This window comes from Saccharopolyspora soli, assembly GCF_022678645.1.
Classification (GTDB): Bacteria; Actinomycetota; Actinomycetes; order Mycobacteriales; family Pseudonocardiaceae; genus Saccharopolyspora; species Saccharopolyspora soli.
This window is the reverse complement of sequence record NZ_JALBWV010000003.1, coordinates 73,624-90,557: the sequence shown is the minus strand read 5'-3', so window position 1 is coordinate 90,557 and position 16,934 is coordinate 73,624. Positions and strand designations below refer to the sequence as shown.

General features: G+C 68.4%; 21 protein-coding genes. 9 read left to right on the top strand and 12 right to left on the bottom strand.

Annotation, left to right across the window (positions count from 1 at the left end; all coding sequences use genetic code 11):
- The first annotated feature begins 95 nt into the window (after positions 1–95).
- The 4 genes from MOQ72_RS03270 (at position 96) to MOQ72_RS03255 (ending at position 4,877) form a co-directional block, all read left to right on the top strand.
- On the top strand, positions 96–1,409 hold the full coding sequence (locus MOQ72_RS03270) for an FAD-binding protein (RefSeq protein ID WP_242180460.1): 1,314 nt from the start codon (positions 96–98) through the stop codon (positions 1,407–1,409).
- A 187-nt stretch (positions 1,410–1,596) separates the two neighbouring features.
- Complete coding sequence (gene dctA, locus MOQ72_RS03265; protein WP_242180459.1) at positions 1,597–2,928, top strand: C4-dicarboxylate transporter DctA; 1,332 nt, start codon at positions 1,597–1,599, stop codon at positions 2,926–2,928.
- Positions 2,929–3,042: 114 nt separating this feature from the next.
- Positions 3,043–4,455: an RtcB family protein gene (locus MOQ72_RS03260; RefSeq protein ID WP_242180458.1), complete on the top strand. Its 1,413-nt coding sequence runs from the start codon at positions 3,043–3,045 to the stop codon at positions 4,453–4,455.
- A complete protein-coding gene (locus tag MOQ72_RS03255; protein WP_242180457.1) occupies positions 4,452–4,877 on the top strand; it encodes an archease in 426 nt (141 codons plus the stop codon). Before MOQ72_RS03260 ends, MOQ72_RS03255 begins: the two co-directional genes overlap by 4 nt.
- A gap of 110 nt (positions 4,878–4,987) precedes the next feature.
- On the opposite strand, the gene MOQ72_RS03250 is transcribed toward MOQ72_RS03255, so the two are convergent.
- Positions 4,988–5,395 carry a hypothetical protein gene (locus MOQ72_RS03250; protein WP_242180456.1) on the bottom strand — a complete coding sequence of 136 codons (408 nt, stop codon included), beginning with the start codon at positions 5,393–5,395 and terminating at the stop codon, positions 4,988–4,990.
- A gap of 95 nt (positions 5,396–5,490) precedes the next feature.
- Here MOQ72_RS03250 and MOQ72_RS03245 point away from each other — a divergent pair, with 95 nt between their 5' ends.
- On the top strand, positions 5,491–6,078 hold the full coding sequence (locus tag MOQ72_RS03245; RefSeq protein ID WP_242180455.1) for a TetR/AcrR family transcriptional regulator: 588 nt from the start codon (positions 5,491–5,493) through the stop codon (positions 6,076–6,078).
- A gap of 43 nt (positions 6,079–6,121) precedes the next feature.
- Here the strand turns inward: MOQ72_RS03245 and MOQ72_RS03240 are convergent, their stop codons facing one another.
- The 4 genes from MOQ72_RS03240 to MOQ72_RS03225 form a co-directional block, all read right to left on the bottom strand.
- Positions 6,122–6,934, bottom strand: coding sequence for an MBL fold metallo-hydrolase (locus MOQ72_RS03240; protein WP_242180454.1), 813 nt, complete (start codon positions 6,932–6,934; stop codon positions 6,122–6,124).
- Positions 6,935–7,015: 81 nt separating this feature from the next.
- Entirely contained in the window at positions 7,016–7,420 is a 405-nt protein-coding gene (locus MOQ72_RS03235; RefSeq protein ID WP_242180453.1) for a MaoC/PaaZ C-terminal domain-containing protein, read from the bottom strand.
- A 51-nt stretch (positions 7,421–7,471) separates the two neighbouring features.
- Positions 7,472–7,645 carry a hypothetical protein gene (locus MOQ72_RS03230; RefSeq protein WP_242180452.1) on the bottom strand — a complete coding sequence of 58 codons (174 nt, stop codon included), beginning with the start codon at positions 7,643–7,645 and terminating at the stop codon, positions 7,472–7,474.
- 30 nt (positions 7,646–7,675) lie between these two features.
- On the bottom strand, positions 7,676–8,551 hold the full coding sequence (locus MOQ72_RS03225) for an alpha/beta fold hydrolase (RefSeq protein WP_242180451.1): 876 nt from the start codon (positions 8,549–8,551) through the stop codon (positions 7,676–7,678).
- A gap of 85 nt (positions 8,552–8,636) precedes the next feature.
- On the opposite strand from MOQ72_RS03225, the gene MOQ72_RS03220 reads away from it, so the two are divergent.
- A complete protein-coding gene (locus tag MOQ72_RS03220) occupies positions 8,637–9,164 on the top strand; it encodes a CGNR zinc finger domain-containing protein (protein ID WP_242180450.1) in 528 nt (175 codons plus the stop codon).
- A 43-nt stretch (positions 9,165–9,207) separates the two neighbouring features.
- Here MOQ72_RS03220 and MOQ72_RS03215 read toward each other — a convergent pair whose 3' ends face one another.
- The 4 genes from MOQ72_RS03215 to MOQ72_RS03200 form a co-directional block, all read right to left on the bottom strand.
- Positions 9,208–10,542 carry a nicotinate phosphoribosyltransferase gene (locus MOQ72_RS03215; protein ID WP_242180449.1) on the bottom strand — a complete coding sequence of 445 codons (1,335 nt, stop codon included), beginning with the start codon at positions 10,540–10,542 and terminating at the stop codon, positions 9,208–9,210.
- Positions 10,543–10,640: 98 nt separating this feature from the next.
- The gene (locus tag MOQ72_RS03210; RefSeq protein ID WP_242180448.1) at positions 10,641–11,519 is read right to left on the bottom strand and encodes a universal stress protein; all 879 of its coding nucleotides are present in this window, start codon (positions 11,517–11,519) and stop codon (positions 10,641–10,643) included.
- A 100-nt stretch (positions 11,520–11,619) separates the two neighbouring features.
- Positions 11,620–12,720 (bottom strand): NAD(P)H-dependent amine dehydrogenase family protein, encoded by a 1,101-nt coding sequence (locus MOQ72_RS03205; protein WP_242180447.1) that lies wholly within the window; start codon positions 12,718–12,720, stop codon positions 11,620–11,622.
- A gap of 10 nt (positions 12,721–12,730) precedes the next feature.
- On the bottom strand, positions 12,731–13,534 hold the full coding sequence (locus MOQ72_RS03200; protein WP_372495265.1) for an SDR family oxidoreductase: 804 nt from the start codon (positions 13,532–13,534) through the stop codon (positions 12,731–12,733).
- 67 nt (positions 13,535–13,601) lie between these two features.
- Here MOQ72_RS03200 and MOQ72_RS03195 point away from each other — a divergent pair, with 67 nt between their 5' ends.
- A complete protein-coding gene (locus MOQ72_RS03195; protein ID WP_242180446.1) occupies positions 13,602–14,237 on the top strand; it encodes a TetR/AcrR family transcriptional regulator in 636 nt (211 codons plus the stop codon).
- A gap of 62 nt (positions 14,238–14,299) precedes the next feature.
- Here MOQ72_RS03195 and MOQ72_RS03190 read toward each other — a convergent pair whose 3' ends face one another.
- The 3 genes from MOQ72_RS03190 to MOQ72_RS03180 all read right to left on the bottom strand — a co-directional run bounded on the left by MOQ72_RS03190 (position 14,300) and on the right by MOQ72_RS03180 (position 15,920).
- Positions 14,300–14,770: an SRPBCC domain-containing protein gene (locus MOQ72_RS03190; RefSeq protein ID WP_242180445.1), complete on the bottom strand. Its 471-nt coding sequence runs from the start codon at positions 14,768–14,770 to the stop codon at positions 14,300–14,302.
- Positions 14,767–15,108: an ArsR/SmtB family transcription factor gene (locus MOQ72_RS03185; protein ID WP_242180444.1), complete on the bottom strand. Its 342-nt coding sequence runs from the start codon at positions 15,106–15,108 to the stop codon at positions 14,767–14,769. The genes MOQ72_RS03190 and MOQ72_RS03185 overlap by 4 nt, the downstream gene beginning before the upstream one ends.
- A gap of 230 nt (positions 15,109–15,338) precedes the next feature.
- The gene (locus MOQ72_RS03180) at positions 15,339–15,920 is read right to left on the bottom strand and encodes a hypothetical protein (RefSeq protein WP_242180443.1); all 582 of its coding nucleotides are present in this window, start codon (positions 15,918–15,920) and stop codon (positions 15,339–15,341) included.
- Between the two features lie 370 nt (positions 15,921–16,290).
- Here MOQ72_RS03180 and MOQ72_RS03175 point away from each other — a divergent pair, with 370 nt between their 5' ends.
- Both MOQ72_RS03175 and MOQ72_RS03170 read left to right on the top strand, forming a co-directional pair.
- On the top strand, positions 16,291–16,503 hold the full coding sequence (locus MOQ72_RS03175; RefSeq protein WP_242180442.1) for a DUF2277 domain-containing protein: 213 nt from the start codon (positions 16,291–16,293) through the stop codon (positions 16,501–16,503).
- A gap of 10 nt (positions 16,504–16,513) precedes the next feature.
- The gene (locus MOQ72_RS03170) at positions 16,514–16,912 is read left to right on the top strand and encodes an acyl-CoA thioesterase (RefSeq protein WP_242180441.1); all 399 of its coding nucleotides are present in this window, start codon (positions 16,514–16,516) and stop codon (positions 16,910–16,912) included.
- Positions 16,913–16,934 lie beyond the last annotated feature (22 nt).

Genomic DNA, 16,934 nt, shown 5'->3' with positions numbered 1-16,934 from the left:
AGCTAGTTCTGACGTGCGGGAGACCTGCATGAACGACCTGGGAGAACGCTGGGAACTGCGGGCCCGCAGCATCGCACGCCGATCCACCAGTGCTGATGACCCATTGTGTTCGACCGCTCACCGATCCGGATTCGACCGAACTGGTGATCTTGGGCATGATCGAGCCGCCGCCCCGGGACCGACGAGCGAGGACACCGATGCAGACCTCCGAGCACGCCCCGCGCCTGCACACCGACGCGGACTCCCGCAACAGCGCCGCCGACGACCGGGGCCACCTCGTGCACCACCTACCGCGAGCGGTGACCCGACCGTCCTCGGTGGACGAACTCTGCGCGGCGGCGGAGTACGCCGAGGCCCAGGGGTTGCCGCACGTGGTGCGCGGCCAGGGGCACTCACCTGCTGGTAGCTCGCAGATCCCGGACGGGCTGGTGATCGACACCAACGAGTTGCGCACCGTGCACGACGTCGACGGCGATCGGATCACCGTTGACACGGGCGCGTGTTGGAGCGACGTGCTGCGCGCGAGCCTCGCGCAAGGCCGAACCCCGCCCGTGCTGACCGACTACCTCGAACTCTCCGTCGGCGGAACGCTGTCGGTGGGCGGCATCGGCGGTGCGACCCACCGACACGGCCTGCTGACCGACAACGTGCTCGAACTCCAAGTCCGCACCCCGGATGGCGAGGTTCGAACCTGCTCGGCCGCCGAAGATCCGCAGCTGTTCGACGCGGTCCGCGGTGGGCACGGTCGGCACGGCATCATCCTGCGCGCCACATTGCGGCTGGTCCCGGCGCCGGAGCGGGTCAGCCGCCGCCTGCTGCGCTACAACGACCTCGCGGACTTCCTCGCCGACCAGCGGCGGCTGATGACCGGCGGCGAGTTCGACTACCTGGAAGGACTGGCGAAACCGGCCGAGGACGGCTCGGAGTGGGAGTACGTGCTCGACCTCGCCACCTACTACACCCGGACGCCACCGATGTTCGCCGATCTGGGGCTCCGCTATCGCGGCGCGGAGTCCCAGGACGTGGAGTACTTCGAGTTCCTCGACGGGATGGCCCCGCACGAGGAATTGCTCCGCGGCACCGGGGCGTGGCACCTGCCGCATCCGTGGTTGAACGCTTTCCTGCCCGATTCGACGGCCGATGAGGTGATCGGCGGGACGGTGCGCGATCTCGATCCGGCCGACCTCGGCGCCCCCGACGGCGGGCTGGTGCTGCTGTACCCGTTTCGCACCGACGTGATCCGCACGCCGCGACGCCGGCTGCCCGATGAGCCGGTCGCGTTCCTCTTCGCCGTCCTGCGCACCGCTCCAGCCGACGATCCGGGCACGCTGCGACGGATGCTCGACGGCAACGACATCCTTCGGCGGCGCACGCTCGACGCGGGTGGCTTCATCTACCTCGAACCTTGACGAAACCCGAGCCGGACCCGTTCCGGTCAGGGTTGGAACCCGCGGCGACACCTCGGTTCGACGCCGTCCGGCGAACGGCCGCAAAGCAACGTTCACACCCGGCCCCTTGACGTCGGTTCAGTTCGCCGCGCAAACTTCTCTCGAATTTTCAGAAGTATACTTCCGCGAAGAGGAATTGGAGGCCGACGTGGCTCAGCCAGCGTCGCCGATCCGGCGGGGTCGCGTGTCCAGGGTGTTGTCCTCGCTGTTCGTCCAGGTGCTCATCGCGGCCGTGGTCGGCATCGCCGTCGGCCACCTGTGGCCGGATTTCGGCGGCGCTCTCAAGCCGGTCGGTGACGGTTTCATCCGGCTGATCAAGATGGTGATCGCGCCGCTGATCTTCTGCGTGGTGGTGGTCGGCATCGCCAAGGCCGGGGACATGCGCTCGGTCGGGCGCATCGGGCTCAAGGCGCTGATCTACTTCGAGGTCGTCACCACCGCCGCGCTCGCCCTCGGCCTCATCGCCGGGAACGTGGTGCAGCCCGGCGCTGGCCTGGACATCGACCCGGCGACGTTGGACACCTCCGGCGTGACCGCCAAGACCGAGGGCGAGCAGATGCCCGGTCCGGCCCAGTTCGTGCTGCACATGATCCCGGAAAGCGCGGTGGCGGCCTTCGCCGACAACGAGCTGCTGCAAGTGTTGTTGCTGGCGGTGCTGTTCGCGGCCGGGTTGCTGCACATCGGCATCGAACGCGCTCCGCAGGTCTTCGCGTTCATCGAGCAGACCGGTGAGATCATCTTCAAGATCATCGGCTACGTGATGCGGCTGGCGCCCATCGCGGTGTTCGGTTCGATGGCGTACCTCATCGGCCAGTACGGGCTGTCCTCGCTGGGCACCTACGCCACCCTCATCGCTGCCTGCTACGGCGCGGCGCTGCTGTTCTGCGTCGTGCTCGGCGTGCTGCTGCGGACGTTCACCGGGCTGAGCATCCTGCGGTTCCTGCGCTACACGCGCGAGGAGTTCGCGCTCGCGGTGGGCACCGCCTCCAGCGAAGTCGTGATGCCTCGGATCATGGAGAAGCTCGAACGCGCCGGTTGCCGCAAGGAGGCAGTCGGGCTGGTGATCCCGACCGGCTACTCGTTCAACCTGGACGGCGCGTCGATCTACCTGTCGCTGGCGACGCTGTTCATGGCCCAGGCCGTCGGCGTCGACCTCACCATCGGCCAGCAGCTCACCGTGGTGCTGGTGCTGATCCTCACTTCCAAGGGCATGGCCGGGATTCCCGGCTCGGCGTTCATCGCGCTGTCGGCGACGGCATCGGCGGTCGGTGTCATCCCGGTCGCCGCGGTCGCGCTGATGCTGGGCGCGGACCGGATCATGGACACCATGCGGGTGGTCACCAACCTGCTGGGCAACTGCGTCGCGACCTTCATCGTGTCCAGGTGGGATGGGGCGCTCGACCGGGACCAGGCCCGCGCCGTGCTCGCCAACCCGGTCCCCGCTCCCCCGCCGCAGGACGAAGCCGCCAAGGTGTCGTGAGTGGTATTGGCTGCTGGAGCGGCCATTCCCACTCACGACGCACCTCGGCCGCATTGGGTGTCGGGGCAGGCGCTGGCGGGTACTGCGGGGTCGGGACGTCCGTGGGAGGCCCGGGTGGAGCTCGTCGAGGAGACCCCGTACCGGTTCCGGATCGAAAAGCACGGCTCGATGCGGGTGCATGGGGTGGTGTTCGCGTCGCGAAGCCTGCTGCCACCGAAGGGCGACGGAGCGCTCGACCAGGTGGTCAACGTCGCCGCCCTGCCGGGCATCGTCGGCGCGTCGTACGCGATGCCGGACATGCACTGGGGCTACGGGTTCCCGATCGGCGGCGTTGCCGCCACCGACGTCCGCGCGGGCGGCGTGGTCTCGCCCGGTGGCGTCGGGTTCGACATCTCTTGCGGTGTGCGGCTGCTCGCCGCCGAACTGGACCGGTCGGACTTCCGCCGAGCGGCCGAGCGGATCATGGACGGGCTCAGCCGGGCCACCCCACGCGGCGCGGGCCGGGGCGGGGTGTGGGAGTTGTCCCGCGAGGGCCTGGATCGGGTGCTCGAAGAAGGTTCCCGCTACGCGGTCGCGCGTGGCCGGGGCACGCCGCGCGACCTGGAACGCTGCGAGGACGGCGGCGCTGTCGCCGACGCCCAGCCGGGACGAGTCAGCACTCGCGCACGGGACCGCGGGCTCGGGCAGGTCGGCAGTCTCGGTTCCGGCAACCACTTCCTGGAGGTGCAGGCGGTCGCCGAGATCTACGACGAGGGCGTCGCCAAGGTATTCGGACTGCGACGCGACCAGCTGTGCGTGATGATCCACTGCGGTTCGCGCGGGCTGGGCCATCAGATCTGCACCGATCACGTGCGCCGGATGGACGACAGCATGGCCGACCACGGTCTCACCGTCCCCGACCGGCAGCTGGCCTGCGCACCGGTCGACTCGCCGGAAGGCCGCGCCTATCTCGGCGCGATGGCAGCGGCGGCGAATTACGCCCGCGCGAATCGGCAGGTGCTCGGTGTTGCGGCGAGCGAGGTGCTGCGGAAGGTGACCGGCTGCGGGCTCGACCTCGTCTACGACATCTCGCACAACCTCGCGAAGCTCGAAACGCACGAGGTGCGGGGTGAGCCGCGCACGCTGTGCGTGCACCGCAAGGGTGCCACGCACGCCTTGCCGCCCGGCCACCCGGATCTTCCGCCGGGCCTTCGGGAAGCCGGTCAGCCCGTGCTCATCCCCGGTTCGATGGGCACGGCGTCGTACGTGCTCACCGGCGTGCCGAGCGGGGACGCCTTCTTCTCGACGTGCCACGGTGCTGGTCGCACGCAAAGCCGTCATCAGGCGGTCCGGTCGATCGATGCCCGGCAACTGCGCCGCGACCTGGAACACGACGGCATCGTGGTGCGCGGCAGTTCCGCTCGTGGCCTGGCCGAGGAGGCACCGACCGCCTACAAGGACGTCGACGCGGTCGTCGCCGTCGCCGAAGGAGCCGGGCTTTGCCGCCGGATCGCGCGGTTGGTGCCGTTGGGTGTGGTGAAGGGGTGAGCGGCGGATTCCGCTTCCTGCCGCACACCGCCGACATCCGGTTCGAGGCGTGGGGCTCGACGCGGGAGGAATGCGTGGCGCAGGCGGCACGAGCGCTGGTGGCGGCCTTCGCCGAAGGCTGCGCCGCACAACCCGAGCACACCAGCCCCGACTACACGAACACCGTCGAGTTCCACGGCACCGACGAACAACTCCTGCTCGCGGTCCTGGACGAGATCATCTACCTGCTGGACGCCGAAGGCACGGTCCCACTGCACCTCAACGTCCGCCCCAGGCCAACGGGCCTAGCGCTGGATCTGACCAGCGTTGCGTTGACCCGCGTGGAAGTCACCGGCGCCGCGCCCAAAGCCGTTGCCCTGCACGGACTTCACCTCACCAGCGACGACCAGGGCTGGTACTGCGCGGCGACGATCGACGTCTGATCCCACTCGATCAATGGCGACGCGCACCGGAGCGCACCTGGACGGGTAACTCGAACGAAAACGCGATCCGGGCCACGGCGCGAGACGAGTGCGACGGCGTTTGGAATCGATCAGTGGAACCACACCTCCGGCACGCCGAAATGGTGCTGCTGCGCGAGCAATGCGGACATCGTGGTCCGGTCGATGCCCAGGTGCAGGCAGTGCTGGCTGATCCGGTCCGCGCCGCGCGGGCCCGACCACCGCGGCCGTTTCCCGGCCGCGCCGCACGTCCCGCACAACGTCACGCACAGCACGCCCAGCGGGGTGTGGCAGGTCGACACCGCGAGATCGCCGCGGCCCTGGCAGCATTCGCACGCCAGTCGCACTTTGCATTGGGTGGTGTCCAACAGGTCGATGTCGAGGTTCGGTCGTCCGGTGGTGGTCATGGCACCACGCACCAATCTCCCCGTCGCGGGCGAGAACGCCGACGGGGCATCGTAGGGCCGGTCGCGGATGGCACCGCGGCTCTGGCTTCGCACGCGGGCTCCTCCTCGACAACGAGATAGACAAGTCTGTCTCTATCACGATCGAAACGGTCATGTACAGCCCGCCGGGACCCTAGACTCGCCTGACGATGACCACGGATCCGGCCGGTGGGCGTCGAGCCACGACGCGGGAGCGAATCCTGACCACCGCATACGACCTGTTCTCCCGGCGCGGTATTCGCGCCGTCGGCGTCGACGAGATAATCGCGCGCTCGGGCGTCGCCAAGGCGACACTCTACCGCCACTTCCCGTCCAAGAACGACCTCGTGCTGGCGTTCCTCGACGACCGGGAGAGGCGGTGGACCCGCGGCGTGGTCGAGGCCGGGGCGCGGCAGCGCGCCGAAACCCCGCTGGAACGACTACTGGCCGTCTTCGACGTCTTCGACTCGTGGTTCCACCACGCCGACTTCGAGGGTTGCTCGTTCATCAGCGTGCTGTTGGAGATGGGCCCCGAGCACCCGGCGGGCACCGCGTCCACCCACCACCTGGCCAACATCCGCATCCTCGTCGAGCGCTGGGCCGAGGAAGGCGGCCTGCGCGACCCGGTCGAATTCGCCCACTCCTGGCACTTGCTGGCGAAGGGCTCGATCATCGCGGCCGCCGAAGGCGACCGCACGGCCGCTCGCCGAGCTCGGCGGATGGCCCACCACCTGATCGACGAACACCGGCCGCGGTGAACGCGCTCGGACGAAGCCATCTGTCCGACCACATTGGACATTTTCAGTTCGACGGTTCGTCAAGGGCGAAGCGCAGGTAGCGGGCAGCGGAGCGCTGCACGATGTCGTGCGCGCCGGTCGGGATCACGGCATCCCACCACGCGCCGTAGAGCGCATCGAATCGGTAGGTTTCGAGCAGTTGCGCCGCGCGGCGCACCACGCTGGGCCGTTCCGGGATCAGGTTCGGGTAGCTGTACATGAAACCCACGTGGTTGCGGTCCGGGATGACCTGCACGATGTCGCCGGAGAACAACGCACCGTCGCCGCGGTCCCAGTGCAGCACGGTGCCGCCTTCGAAGTGCACGCCGAGGTTGATCAACGTCAGGCCGGGCGCGAGTTCGGTACTGGTGCCCTCCCACAGCCGGATCGCCGGGTCCGGGCGGCCGATCCACTTCTGGTCGCTCGCGTGCAGGTGGACCGGCGCGTCGAACGCGCGGCTCCACTCGATCATCGTGGTGTAGTAGTGCGGGTGGCTGATCGCGATGCCGATCAGGCCACCGAGATCGTTGATGGTGCTGATGATCTCATCGTCCAAATAGGACACGCAGTCCCAGAGCACGTTGCCCGCCTCGGTGCGCACCAGCAGCGCGCGCTGGCCGATGGCGAAATTCGGCTGGCAGCCGATCCCGAGCACTTCGCCCTGCTCCCGGATCAACGCGCTGTGCTCGCCGGATCGCACGGTCGCGAGGTCGGTCCACTGCTGCCCGCCCGGCGGCACGTACTGCCGCTCGTCCTCGCAGATCGGGCAGTCCGGTCGCGGGGCGGCGTACTGCATGCCGCAGGTGGCGCACATCGGCAGGACCGAGTGGGCTTCCATGTCGTGACGTCCTCTCATCGCAGGCGCGGCGGCTTCCCACCGCCGGGTTTCGCTACCCTTGCCCTGGATGGGGCAGGCCGCCTAGACCGCGACCACCGCGCTGCCGCGCAAGGTCACCGTGCCGTCGGTCAGGGTCACCGCCAGGTCCAGGTGGGCGCGGCGTTCACCGCCGGTCTCGTCGATCTCGGTGACCCGGCCGGTGCAGGTCGGTTGCCCGTGCACAGGAGTGATCGCGACGAACCGCACGGCGAACGAGCGCAGTGCGGACTGCGGCACCCAGCCGGTCAGCAGCCGCCCCAGGTAAGCCATCGACAGCATGCCCTGGGCGAAGACGTCGTCGAATCCCGCGCTGCGCGCGTTGTCCAGGTCGATGTGGATCGGATTGTGGTCGCCGGAGGCCCCCGCGAACAGCGCCAGCGTGGCACGGCTGATCGGCGGCAGTTCCAGCGGAGGAAGTTCCGTGCCGACAGTGAGCTGCCTCGTCATACCGCACCTCCACGTTCGTCGCCCACCGTATTCGAGCACCTGCGGGTGCGATCATTCCCTGTTTCTGCCGTAGGTTTCCACGTCGAGCTCAATGCAGAACTCCGGGTCGGCCTCACCAGCGAGTTCCACCGACAGCAGCGCCGCCGCGTCGGTGTCGTCCGAACGCTTGGTCGTTTCCTCATCGGGCATGCCGCACATCATCGTCCCGAGGACCACCTCGCGCATCGCCGCCCCCGCTGCGACGACACCGCTGCCCTACGACTTCGCGGACCCGGTGACCTCGCCCAGGAAGCCGCGGACGTACCCGGCGACGACGTCGAGGTGGCTCTCGATCAGGAAGTGTCCCCCGTCGATCAGGTGGATCTGCGAATCGGGCAGGTCGCGGCGGAACGCCTCCGCTCCCGCGGCCGCGAAGATCTCGTCGTTGCGCCCCCAGACCGCGAGCAGCGGGACGTTGCTCGTGCGGAAGTACTCCTGCAGCGGCGGATAAATCGCGCGGTTGGTGACGTAGTCCCGGAAGAGCTTCAGCTGGATCTCGGCGTTGCCGGGGCGCTGGATGAGCGCGTAGTCGTGCACCCAGGTGTCCGGGCTGACCAGTTCGGGCCGCGGAACGCCGTGCAGGTACTGCCAGCGGATCGCATCCAGCCCCAGGGCTGGCCGCACGGCATCCTCGGTTTCCGGACTCCGGTGGGCCGCGTAGTTCCAGATCGGATCCCAGAACTCCGCGACGAAGCCTTCCTCGTAGGCGTTCCCGTTCTGCGAGATGATGGCCGTGATCCGCTCCGGATGCGCGAGGGCGAGCCGCCAACCGATCGGAGCGCCGTAATCCTGCACCACCATCGCGTAGCTCGTCGCGCCCAGCTCCGACAGCAAGCTGTCGACGATCCCGGCGAGCGAGTCGAAGCTGTAGTCGAACTCATCGACGCCAGGGGCATCCGACTGCCCGAAGCCGAGGTAGTCCGGTGCGATGACGCGATACCGATCGGCCAGCAGTGGGATGAGGTGCCGGTACATGTGCGAACTCGTCGGGTAGCCGTGCAGCAGCACGACCACGGGCGCGTCTGCCGGGCCAGCTTCCCGGTAGAAGATCCGGTGCCCGTCGATCTGCGCGCACCTATGCCGAACATCCATGACTAACTCCCTTGAATGACTCAATATGGTTATAACAATAAAGAGGCGTGATAACCTCGTCAAGCGCACTAAGGGGGTTAGATCCTTGGACGAGGAACTCGTCGTCAGCCTGCTCAACACGGCACCGCGGATCGACGGTCAAGTGGTCGACGCCCTCGCCGTGCCCGAATCAGCGCGGGAGTGGAGCGCTGATTGGGGCGGCGTCGGCACGGCCGAGGAGGCGAAGGTACTGCGCGCCACCAGAGACCGCATTCGGAACGCCACCGATACCGACGCCGGGCCAGCGGAATTCTGGGAGCTCCTGCGGACCGCAAGACTGCGACCGGCCATCGATGCGGGGCACCTGTCCTGGGAGCTCGAAGCGCCACCGACGCAGCGCTTGGCGATCCGCGCGGTTCTCGCCTGGATCGAGGTGCGACAGCGGTACCCCGGCCGCCTGCGGCCATGCGCCAATCCGGACTGCACGCGGTATCTCCTGGACCGCAGCCGCGCCAACTCGGCGCGCTGGTGTTCGATGGCGACCTGCGGCAACCGCCTCAAGGCACGCAGGCACTACGCACGCGCTCGCGCCTCGGAGAACCAGACGACCCGCGAGCAACCACCGCTGCCCTGAGCCCCGGTACGAATCCGGTAGCAGCAGGCGACTCCGGCTCACGTCATTGGTTCGGGGCGAGGCGGTGCTTCGCTACTAGGGACCGCTGGAGGTCCTCGGTGACCTGCCGCAGCGTCGGGGTCCACGCCACGTCGACCGGTACCGGATCGGTGAGCAGCCGTGCCGACTCGGGTAGCCAGCGCAGATCTCGTTCGCACCTCCGCCGGGCGGCCGAGATCGGCTCCTGCTGCGCCGCTCGGACCCCACCGCACATCACGGGACGCAGCAACGTTTCCCGTTCGGCTGGGGGACTTTCGCCGCGCAGTGCCACGAGGTCGGGTTGTCCGGCCGTGCCGCGGTAGACCTGCTTGGCGCCGGGTGCGGTCAGCTTGCCCGTGGACAGCTTCATCACCGGCGCTCCGTCGTATTCGACCAGTTTGTAGGCGCTGTCCAGGGACGGCGCGTCTGCGCAGACGCCCATCCGGGTGCCCACGCCGAACAGGTCGATCGGCGCGTCGGCGAGTTCGGCGAGCGCATGTTCGTCGAGCCCACCGCTGGCCATGATCCGGGCGTTCGCCAGCCCAGCGTCGTCGAGCAGCCGACGCGCCCGCGCCGCCAGTCCGCCGAGGTCACCGGAGTCCAGCCGGATCCCGATCCGGCTGCCAACTGGCAGGTCTCGGGCGACCTCGATCGCCGTGCGCACCCCGCGCAGGGTGTCGTAGGTGTCGACCAGGAACACCGTGGCGTCCGGGAAATCTTCGGCGAACGCGCGGAAGGCGCTGCGCTCCGAAGGAAACGACTCGACGTAGGAGTGCGCCATCGTGCCAGCGGCGAGCAGCCCGAACTCCCGCGCGGCCGCCACGTAGCTGGTACCCGCGAACCCAGCGATGGCCGAGGCGCGAGCGACCGCCCGAGCGGCTTCCAGGCCGTGGGTGCGGCGAGCAGCGAAATCGACCAGATCCGCGCGCGGCGCCGCGAGGTGGCACCGCGCCGCCTTGGCCGCCACCGACGACTGGAACGTCACGAAGTTCAGCAACGCCGTCTCCGCCAACTGCGCTTGCGGGAGGGGCGCGGTGACCTCCAGGAGCGGTTCACCGGCGAAGACCACCCGTCCCTCCGGGACCGCCCACACGTCCCCGGTGAAGCGCAGCTCGGCCAACGCCGCCAGATCTGCCTCCGGCAGGTGCACGACGTCGCCGAGATAGGTCAGGTCAGCTGCGCTGAAGTGCAAGCGCTCCAGGAAGTCCAGGCAGTCGGCAAGTCCAGCCGCCACCAGGAAACCCCTGCTGCGCGGTAGTTCCCGGACGAACAGGCTGAAGGTCGCCGGTGCGGTCATGCTCCGGCGCAGATAACTCGCCGCCATCCGGATCTCGTACAGGTCCGTGCACAATCCCGTCATCGTGCGCCTCGCTCAGACTCGCTGTTCAGCGCTTTCCCCGCGATGGCCAAGCCTTGGTGGCGAGTTCGACCAGTGGCGAAGGTGCCCACCCGAACACCTCATGGAGCTGCGTTCGAATCTCGCGGGACCTGTCGTTCATCGGCTCCTCCCCCGGCCTCGAAGAAAACGATGTCCTCCCTTCGGTGTTCTTCGCGGACGATGGCGACCGGGCAATCGGCGTGGTGCAGGGTCCGGTGGGCGACCGTGCCCAACGCCAGCGCCGTGCCGCAGTGACCGATGACCAACAGCTGCGCGGCGGACGCGGCCTGGCTCAGCTCGTCGGCAGGGCTGCCGTACCGCACGTCCGTGCTCAGCTGCACATCTGGGTAGCCCGAGGCCCAGTCGACCAGTTCTGCCGTCAGGTCCTGGCGCGCACCGTCCATTGTCGACCACGCCGCCAGTTGTGCCGGTTCGGTCCAGGAGATCGGTCGCCACACGTGCACCGCCAGCAGCGCCGTGCCCCGCAACGCGGCTTCGGCGAAGGCGAACGAGATCGCCGCCCGACCCCTCGACGGGCCCGAGACCCCGAGCACCACCGGTCCCAGCGCGAAGCTGCCTCGACGTCTCGGCACGACGACGACCGGGCAGTTCGCGCGCATCGCGACACCCATGCTCACCGACCCCAGCAGGGTCTCGGTGACCGCACCGAGTCCCCGCGAGCCCACCACGAGCAGCTGGGCATCCGTCGATTCCCGAACCAGCACCTGCGGCGGATATCCGGCCAGGACGTCTTCGGCGATGTCGATCCCGCCATGCGCGCGGTGGCACCACTGTCGGGCGCTGCGCACGATGTTCCACGCGTGGTCGCCGGTGTTTTTCGCATCGACGGTCAGCAACCGCAGCGGCACTCCGCGCAACGCTGCCTCGTCCGCTGCCCACAGGGCCGCGGTCACCGACTCTGCCGAGCCGTCCACCCCCGCCAGCACCTCACGCCGCATCCAGACCCCCTCGCCGAGGTCGCTTGTAGGAGTTGGCCTGCTTTCGGGTACCACTCGCACCGGAGGTCCAACCCGCCACGATGGGCCATCGGACCACAGCTCACGGGTTGATGACACCGCGTGCCGGGATCGACACCAGTCCCCGTCCGGTGGTCAGGGGAAGGTCGAGCGCGGTGAGCAGGCCGGGTGGCGCGGCCACCACCGCGGGCACGGCGTTGACCAGGCGCATCGCGGTGGATGCCACCCCCGCGGTGTTGTGGTCGCCGTCGCCACCGGTCAGCCGCAGGTCCAGCACGTAGTTCGGCTCGCCGGTGATCTCCACGCGGTAGCAGCCGGTCCCGGCTGGTTGCGGCCAGTCCGGCGCGAGGTCGGGTCGGAGTCGGGTGACGTGTTCGAGCACCAGCACCAGCACCGGCCGGTCCGCGACCATGCCGCTGACCGTGAACCGCAGTGCCGCCATGGTGCCCGTGTTGATCGTGCGGCCAGCGACCGTGAACGGCTCCGGCGCCGGGAACCGCTCGTGGTGTTCGGCGACGGAATCCAGCGGCACTTCCAGGGCGGCGGCCAGTTGGCGTACCACGCTGCCCCAGGCAATGGAGAGCACGCCTGGTTGCAGCAGCATCGGGGTCTCGTCCAGCGGTGTGCCGAAGCCCATGAGGTCGAACAACACCAGCGGATTGTGGTAGGTGGAGTAGTCGGTGATCTCCGAGCAGCGGACCAAGTCGATGCGCTGGCAGGTGCCGGACAGCAGCAGGGGCAGCCAGTCGTTGGCCCAGCCCGGATCGATGCCGTTGACCCACAGCGAGGCCCTGCCGTCAGCCGCGGCCGAGCGGATCGGTTCGACCAGATCAAGCGGCACGGTGCCGTCGGGGAAGGACAGGAACACCGGACCGCTGGCCACCACGTTGATCCCGGCCCGCAGCAGTCGGCACAGGTCGTCGATCGCCTCCGACAGCCGGTTGTCCGCCATCGCCGTGTAGACCACGCAGTCCGGTTCGGCTGCGATCAGCTCGTCGGCATCGGCGGTCGCGCGGATCCCAAGTGGACGGTCCGCACCGGCCAGTTCCCCCGCGTCGCGACCGTTCTTGGCCGGGCTGGACACCCACACGCCCGCCAACTCCAGATCGGGGTGGTCGATGATGCCGCGCAATGCCCACCTGCCGACGTTGCCGGTGCTCCACTGCACCACGCGGTACGCCACCGGTGCCTCCTCATTTCGTCGGGTGCTCCAGGTCCGGGAGGTTGAGGTCGAGGTTGGGCGCGCCGATGCCGCCGTCGACCCGCAGTACCGCGCCGGTGGTGTAGCCGGCTGCCCTCGACGCCAGGAACAGCACCGCAGCCGCCACCTCGTCCGGATGCCCCAAGCGGCGCAGCGGGGTCGCCCCTTCCATCGCGGTTCGAAGCTCCTCGTCGCGCGCGACCACGTCCAGCGCCGATGTCCGCACCGAGCCCACGGCGATCGCGTTCACCCGGATCCGCGGCGCGAGGTCCGCGGCCGCCAGCTGGGTGTAATGGGCAAGGGCCGCCTTCGCCGTGCCGTAGGCCAAGTACCCGCGGCCCGCCAGCCGACCCATCACCGAAGAGATGTTCACCACCGACCCGCCGCCACCGTCCAGCATGAGCGGCACCGCCGCTCGGGTCAGCGCGTGCGCGGTGGCGACGTTGAAGTGGAAAGCGTCCTCCAGAAAGGCCGACGTGGTCGTCAGGAACGTGTTCGGCACGGTGCCGCCCACGTTGTTCACCACCACGTCCAACCGTCCCAACTGCTCCGCGGCCGCCTGCGCGAGCCCGGCCGCAGCATCCAGATCGGACAGATCCGCCGGAACCACGACAGCGCGCCGCCCCAGTGCCTCGATCTTGCTGGCGACCTCGGCCAACTGCTCCGCGGTGCGCGCGCTGATCACCACGTCCGCGCCAGCCTCCGCCAGCGCGATCGCCGACGCCGCGCCAATGCCTCGGCCAGCCCCGGTCACCACCGCTGCGGCACCGGGCAAGCCCAGCATGTCAATCACCACCCAACCACCATTAAGCACAGTTGCTTAAAAATCAAGAGTGGGCGCTTTTCCGTGTTAGCGTGGTGGGGTGGCCAGCGCGGACGCCAGGGAGCGGATCATCGTCGCCGCCGAGCGGCTGATCGCCGAACGCGGCACCGACGTGCCGTTGCGCGACATCGCGATCGCCGCTGGCCAGCGCAACAACTCCGCCGTCCAGTACCACTTCGGCAGCCGGGACGGACTGATCAACGCCGTCGCCGAGTACCGCATGGCCGACCTGGAGCAACATCGCCTTGAGCGGCTCGCCGACGATGAAACCGCCGGTGCGCCGCACAGCGTCCGCGCATTGGTTTCGGCGCTTGTCCTGCCAATGCTCACCGTGCCCTACGAAAACGGCGCCACCCACTACGCTCGATTCCTCGAACGGATCCGGACTCACGCCGCGCTGTCCGCGTTCGCCAACCTGGACAGAACGCAGCGGGCTTCCGTACGGCTGATCATCACCCGCCTCGACCGCACGCTGCAGGATCTGCCGACCGCTCTCCGGCGCCGTCGGCTGCGCACCCTTCCAACCGTGCTGTTCGCCCTGCTCGCCGACCGCGAGCGGGCCGTGCAGACCGGTGGCCTGGCGCCCGACGACCCGGACTCGGCCACCGAGCTCGTCGACCTGCTCACCGGGATGCTGACCGCTCCCGTGTCCGCTACAACAGGGGCGGCACCGTGAGTTCGGGCGCAGTCAGCACGTGTGACCAAAGTGGACAGTCAGAACGATGTTCCGGGTGATCTTCACCGTGCGCCCGTCACGAACCGGGTGAGCTGGTCGGCGACAGTGCCCCACCCCTCGGCGAATCCCAGCTCGGCATGGCGGTCCCGGGCGGCCCGGTCGCCGTGGCGCACGACGATCCGGTAGTCGGTGCCGTCCGCGTGGTCCTGCAGCGTGACCTCGGCGGTCATCGCCACCGGGGCGGGGCTCGCCGGACGCCACGCGCCATCGACGGCGTTGGTGAACACGATGCGCTCGAACTCGTCCACCACGAGGAAGCACGCATCGACGTGCGGAACGAACGTGACGCCGTCCTCGCTCATCCTCGTGACGAACGCGCCGCCTGGGCGGACCTCCAAGCGGTCGACGCGGCACTGCGTCGGAGCGGGCAACCACCACTGCGCCAGGCTGGCCGGATCGGTCCAGGCGTCCCACACGACCTTGCGGGGCGCGCGAATGACCCGGTCGATGCTGAGGTCGAGGTCGGGGTTCATGTCGTCGTCTTCTCCTCGAATTCGGTAACGAACTGTTCCAGCCGATCGGTGCGGTCCGACCAGAGGCTCCGCTGCTCCTCCAGCCAGTCCGCCACGAGTGCCAACCGCTGCCGGTTGAGCTCGCACGTGCGCACGCGACCGGACTTCGCCGTGCGGATCAGCCCGTTCGATTCGAGCACCCGCACGTGCTTCATGAAGGAAGGAAGTGTCATCGGGGCATGGCGGGCCAGCTCCCCGACGCTCGTCGGCCCACGCCCGAGCCGGTGGATCACAGCCCGCCTGGTCGGATCCGCGAGTGCCAGGAACACGCCATCAAGCCCCGTTGAACACTGTGCCATGTGGCTAAGCATGCACGCCCAAGATACTTAGCGCAATGGCAAAGTGTTGTGCCGCTCACCGCACGGGAGCGGGCGACGCCACCCAGCGTGCGTCCCTCGCTGAGCATGCAGATGTGCCGAGGCTGTTCCTGATCGCCAAGAACTTCCAGCGACATAGGGTGATTCGTCGGTGTCGCGGCCAGCACAGGCAACGGCCGCGGCGTCTGCGGCAGTGCCGAGTGACGGTCAGCTCAGGTCGATGTGGTGGCCATGACCGGACGTTGCCAGGCACACCAAGCGAGGTGGCAGAACGGCAGCACCATCAGCAGGTCCGCGATGTACGCGACCCAATCGAGCCGGAGGACTCGGCCCAGCGGAAAGGCTATCGCGGCAACGCAGACCAGGACCGCGACCCAGCGCGGGGACATTCGGGTCCAACCGAGTAGCAGGCCGAATGCCAGCAGGGACAGCGGGAATGCCGGTCCCGGCAGCCACAGCACGAACACGCTCTGCGGCGGATAATCGTCCAGCGCGGCCAGGGGTGCCCGGTCGCTGATGCCGAACACCCCCTCGAAAAAGCCCTGCAGCCCGAAGGCGATACTCCCGAACATCCCTACCAGCAGCAGCAACAACCACAGTCCGGCCAATATTGGCACGCGCTCCCGCAACCGCTCGTATTCACCGATCAGCCCGTACACCCACGGCACCATGGCCAACGCGATGAGCATTCCGCCGGTCACCCCATAATGCCCGTCGACCCAGAATAGCGGCGATGCCGCGAAGACCAGCGGCCCCAAAAGGAGCGCTGCGGCCTGCAATCGTTGCACGACCATAAACGCAGGCTAACAGCGCTACCAAAGGGCCGCATCCGGAAAATCCGCGCAAAAGCAAGAACCCCAGCAGGTTTGGTTGCACTGCGGTTTTCATCCTGAATTTCGCAGCCGAATGCGCCCCGGTTTCAGCCGCATTCCGCGACACGAGACGGAGAGGAATCGCGGATCAGGCGACGATAAATGCTGACACCGAGCGATATTGTCTTTTCCCGCAACCAAATCCGGCATTGGTTCGCATCGGCGACACCCTGTCGATCTTGTCAGCCAGCTGCCCGGACGGAGCCCCGCCCGCTAGCATGACCGGGACAGCCAGTTCGGTTCACAGGTCATCGACCCCGGCGACCGCCGGGGCAATCCACCGGGAACAGGTATGTGCCGCAGCATCAAAACGCTCCGCCCGCCGTACGCCGAGCAGGTCACCGACGGCGACATCCGAGCGGCGGCCCTGCAATACGTCCGCAAGATCTCCGGATTCCGCAAGCCCGCCGCGCACAACGCGGCCGCGTTCGAACAGGCGGTGGACGAGATCGAGAAGGCTACCGCGGCATTGCTGGCCGCACTTGAGGTTCGCGGGGCTCGGTAACCTCACCGGTATGAGTACCGCATTCACCCACCGGCTCCGGGTGCGCTACAGCGAGTGCGACCAGCAGGGCGTGGTGTTCAACGGGCACTACCTGTTCTTCTACGACGTGGCGATCACCGAGTTGTTCCGCCACCGGGTCGGGCCGTGGCAGCGGCTGCTGGACCACGGGGTCGACCTCGTGGTGGCCGAAACACGGCTGCGCTACCGGGAACCGGCTCGTTTCGACGACGAAGTCGACATCGCGCTGCCCATCTCGCACCTGGGCACCACGAGCATGATCATCAACCCGGAGTTCCGCAGCGCCGACCGGCTGCTGGCCGACGGCGAGATGCGGCACGTGTTCGTCGACCCGGCATCCAAGCGGAAAACCCCGATGCCGGACGACATCCGCGCCGCCCTCTCGCGGTAGCCCCACGGGGATCAGCGAAGTC

What these genes read in the sequence shown, in the direction of transcription:
- MOQ72_RS03210 (WP_242180448.1), bottom strand. Translation starts at nt 11,519, where the DNA reads ATGCGGCGTGAGGTGCTGGCGGGGGTGGACGGCTCGGCAGAGTCGGTG.
- MOQ72_RS03235 (WP_242180453.1), bottom strand. Translation starts at nt 7,420, where the DNA reads ATGACGAGGCAGCTCACTGTCGGCACGGAACTTCCTCCGCTGGAACTG.
- MOQ72_RS03270 (WP_242180460.1), top strand. Translation starts at nt 96, where the DNA reads ATGACCCATTGTGTTCGACCGCTCACCGATCCGGATTCGACCGAACTG.
- MOQ72_RS03245 (WP_242180455.1), top strand. Translation starts at nt 5,491, where the DNA reads ATGACCACGGATCCGGCCGGTGGGCGTCGAGCCACGACGCGGGAGCGA.
- MOQ72_RS03230 (WP_242180452.1), bottom strand. Translation starts at nt 7,645, where the DNA reads ATGCGCGAGGTGGTCCTCGGGACGATGATGTGCGGCATGCCCGATGAG.
- MOQ72_RS03175 (WP_242180442.1), top strand. Translation starts at nt 16,291, where the DNA reads ATGTGCCGCAGCATCAAAACGCTCCGCCCGCCGTACGCCGAGCAGGTC.
- MOQ72_RS03225 (WP_242180451.1), bottom strand. Translation starts at nt 8,551, where the DNA reads ATGGATGTTCGGCATAGGTGCGCGCAGATCGACGGGCACCGGATCTTC.
- MOQ72_RS03190 (WP_242180445.1), bottom strand. Translation starts at nt 14,770, where the DNA reads ATGAACCCCGACCTCGACCTCAGCATCGACCGGGTCATTCGCGCGCCC.
- MOQ72_RS03180 (WP_242180443.1), bottom strand. Translation starts at nt 15,920, where the DNA reads ATGGTCGTGCAACGATTGCAGGCCGCAGCGCTCCTTTTGGGGCCGCTG.
- MOQ72_RS03215 (WP_242180449.1), bottom strand. Translation starts at nt 10,542, where the DNA reads ATGACGGGATTGTGCACGGACCTGTACGAGATCCGGATGGCGGCGAGT.
- MOQ72_RS03170 (WP_242180441.1), top strand. Translation starts at nt 16,514, where the DNA reads ATGAGTACCGCATTCACCCACCGGCTCCGGGTGCGCTACAGCGAGTGC.
- MOQ72_RS03240 (WP_242180454.1), bottom strand. Translation starts at nt 6,934, where the DNA reads ATGGAAGCCCACTCGGTCCTGCCGATGTGCGCCACCTGCGGCATGCAG.
- MOQ72_RS03185 (WP_242180444.1), bottom strand. Translation starts at nt 15,108, where the DNA reads ATGGCACAGTGTTCAACGGGGCTTGATGGCGTGTTCCTGGCACTCGCG.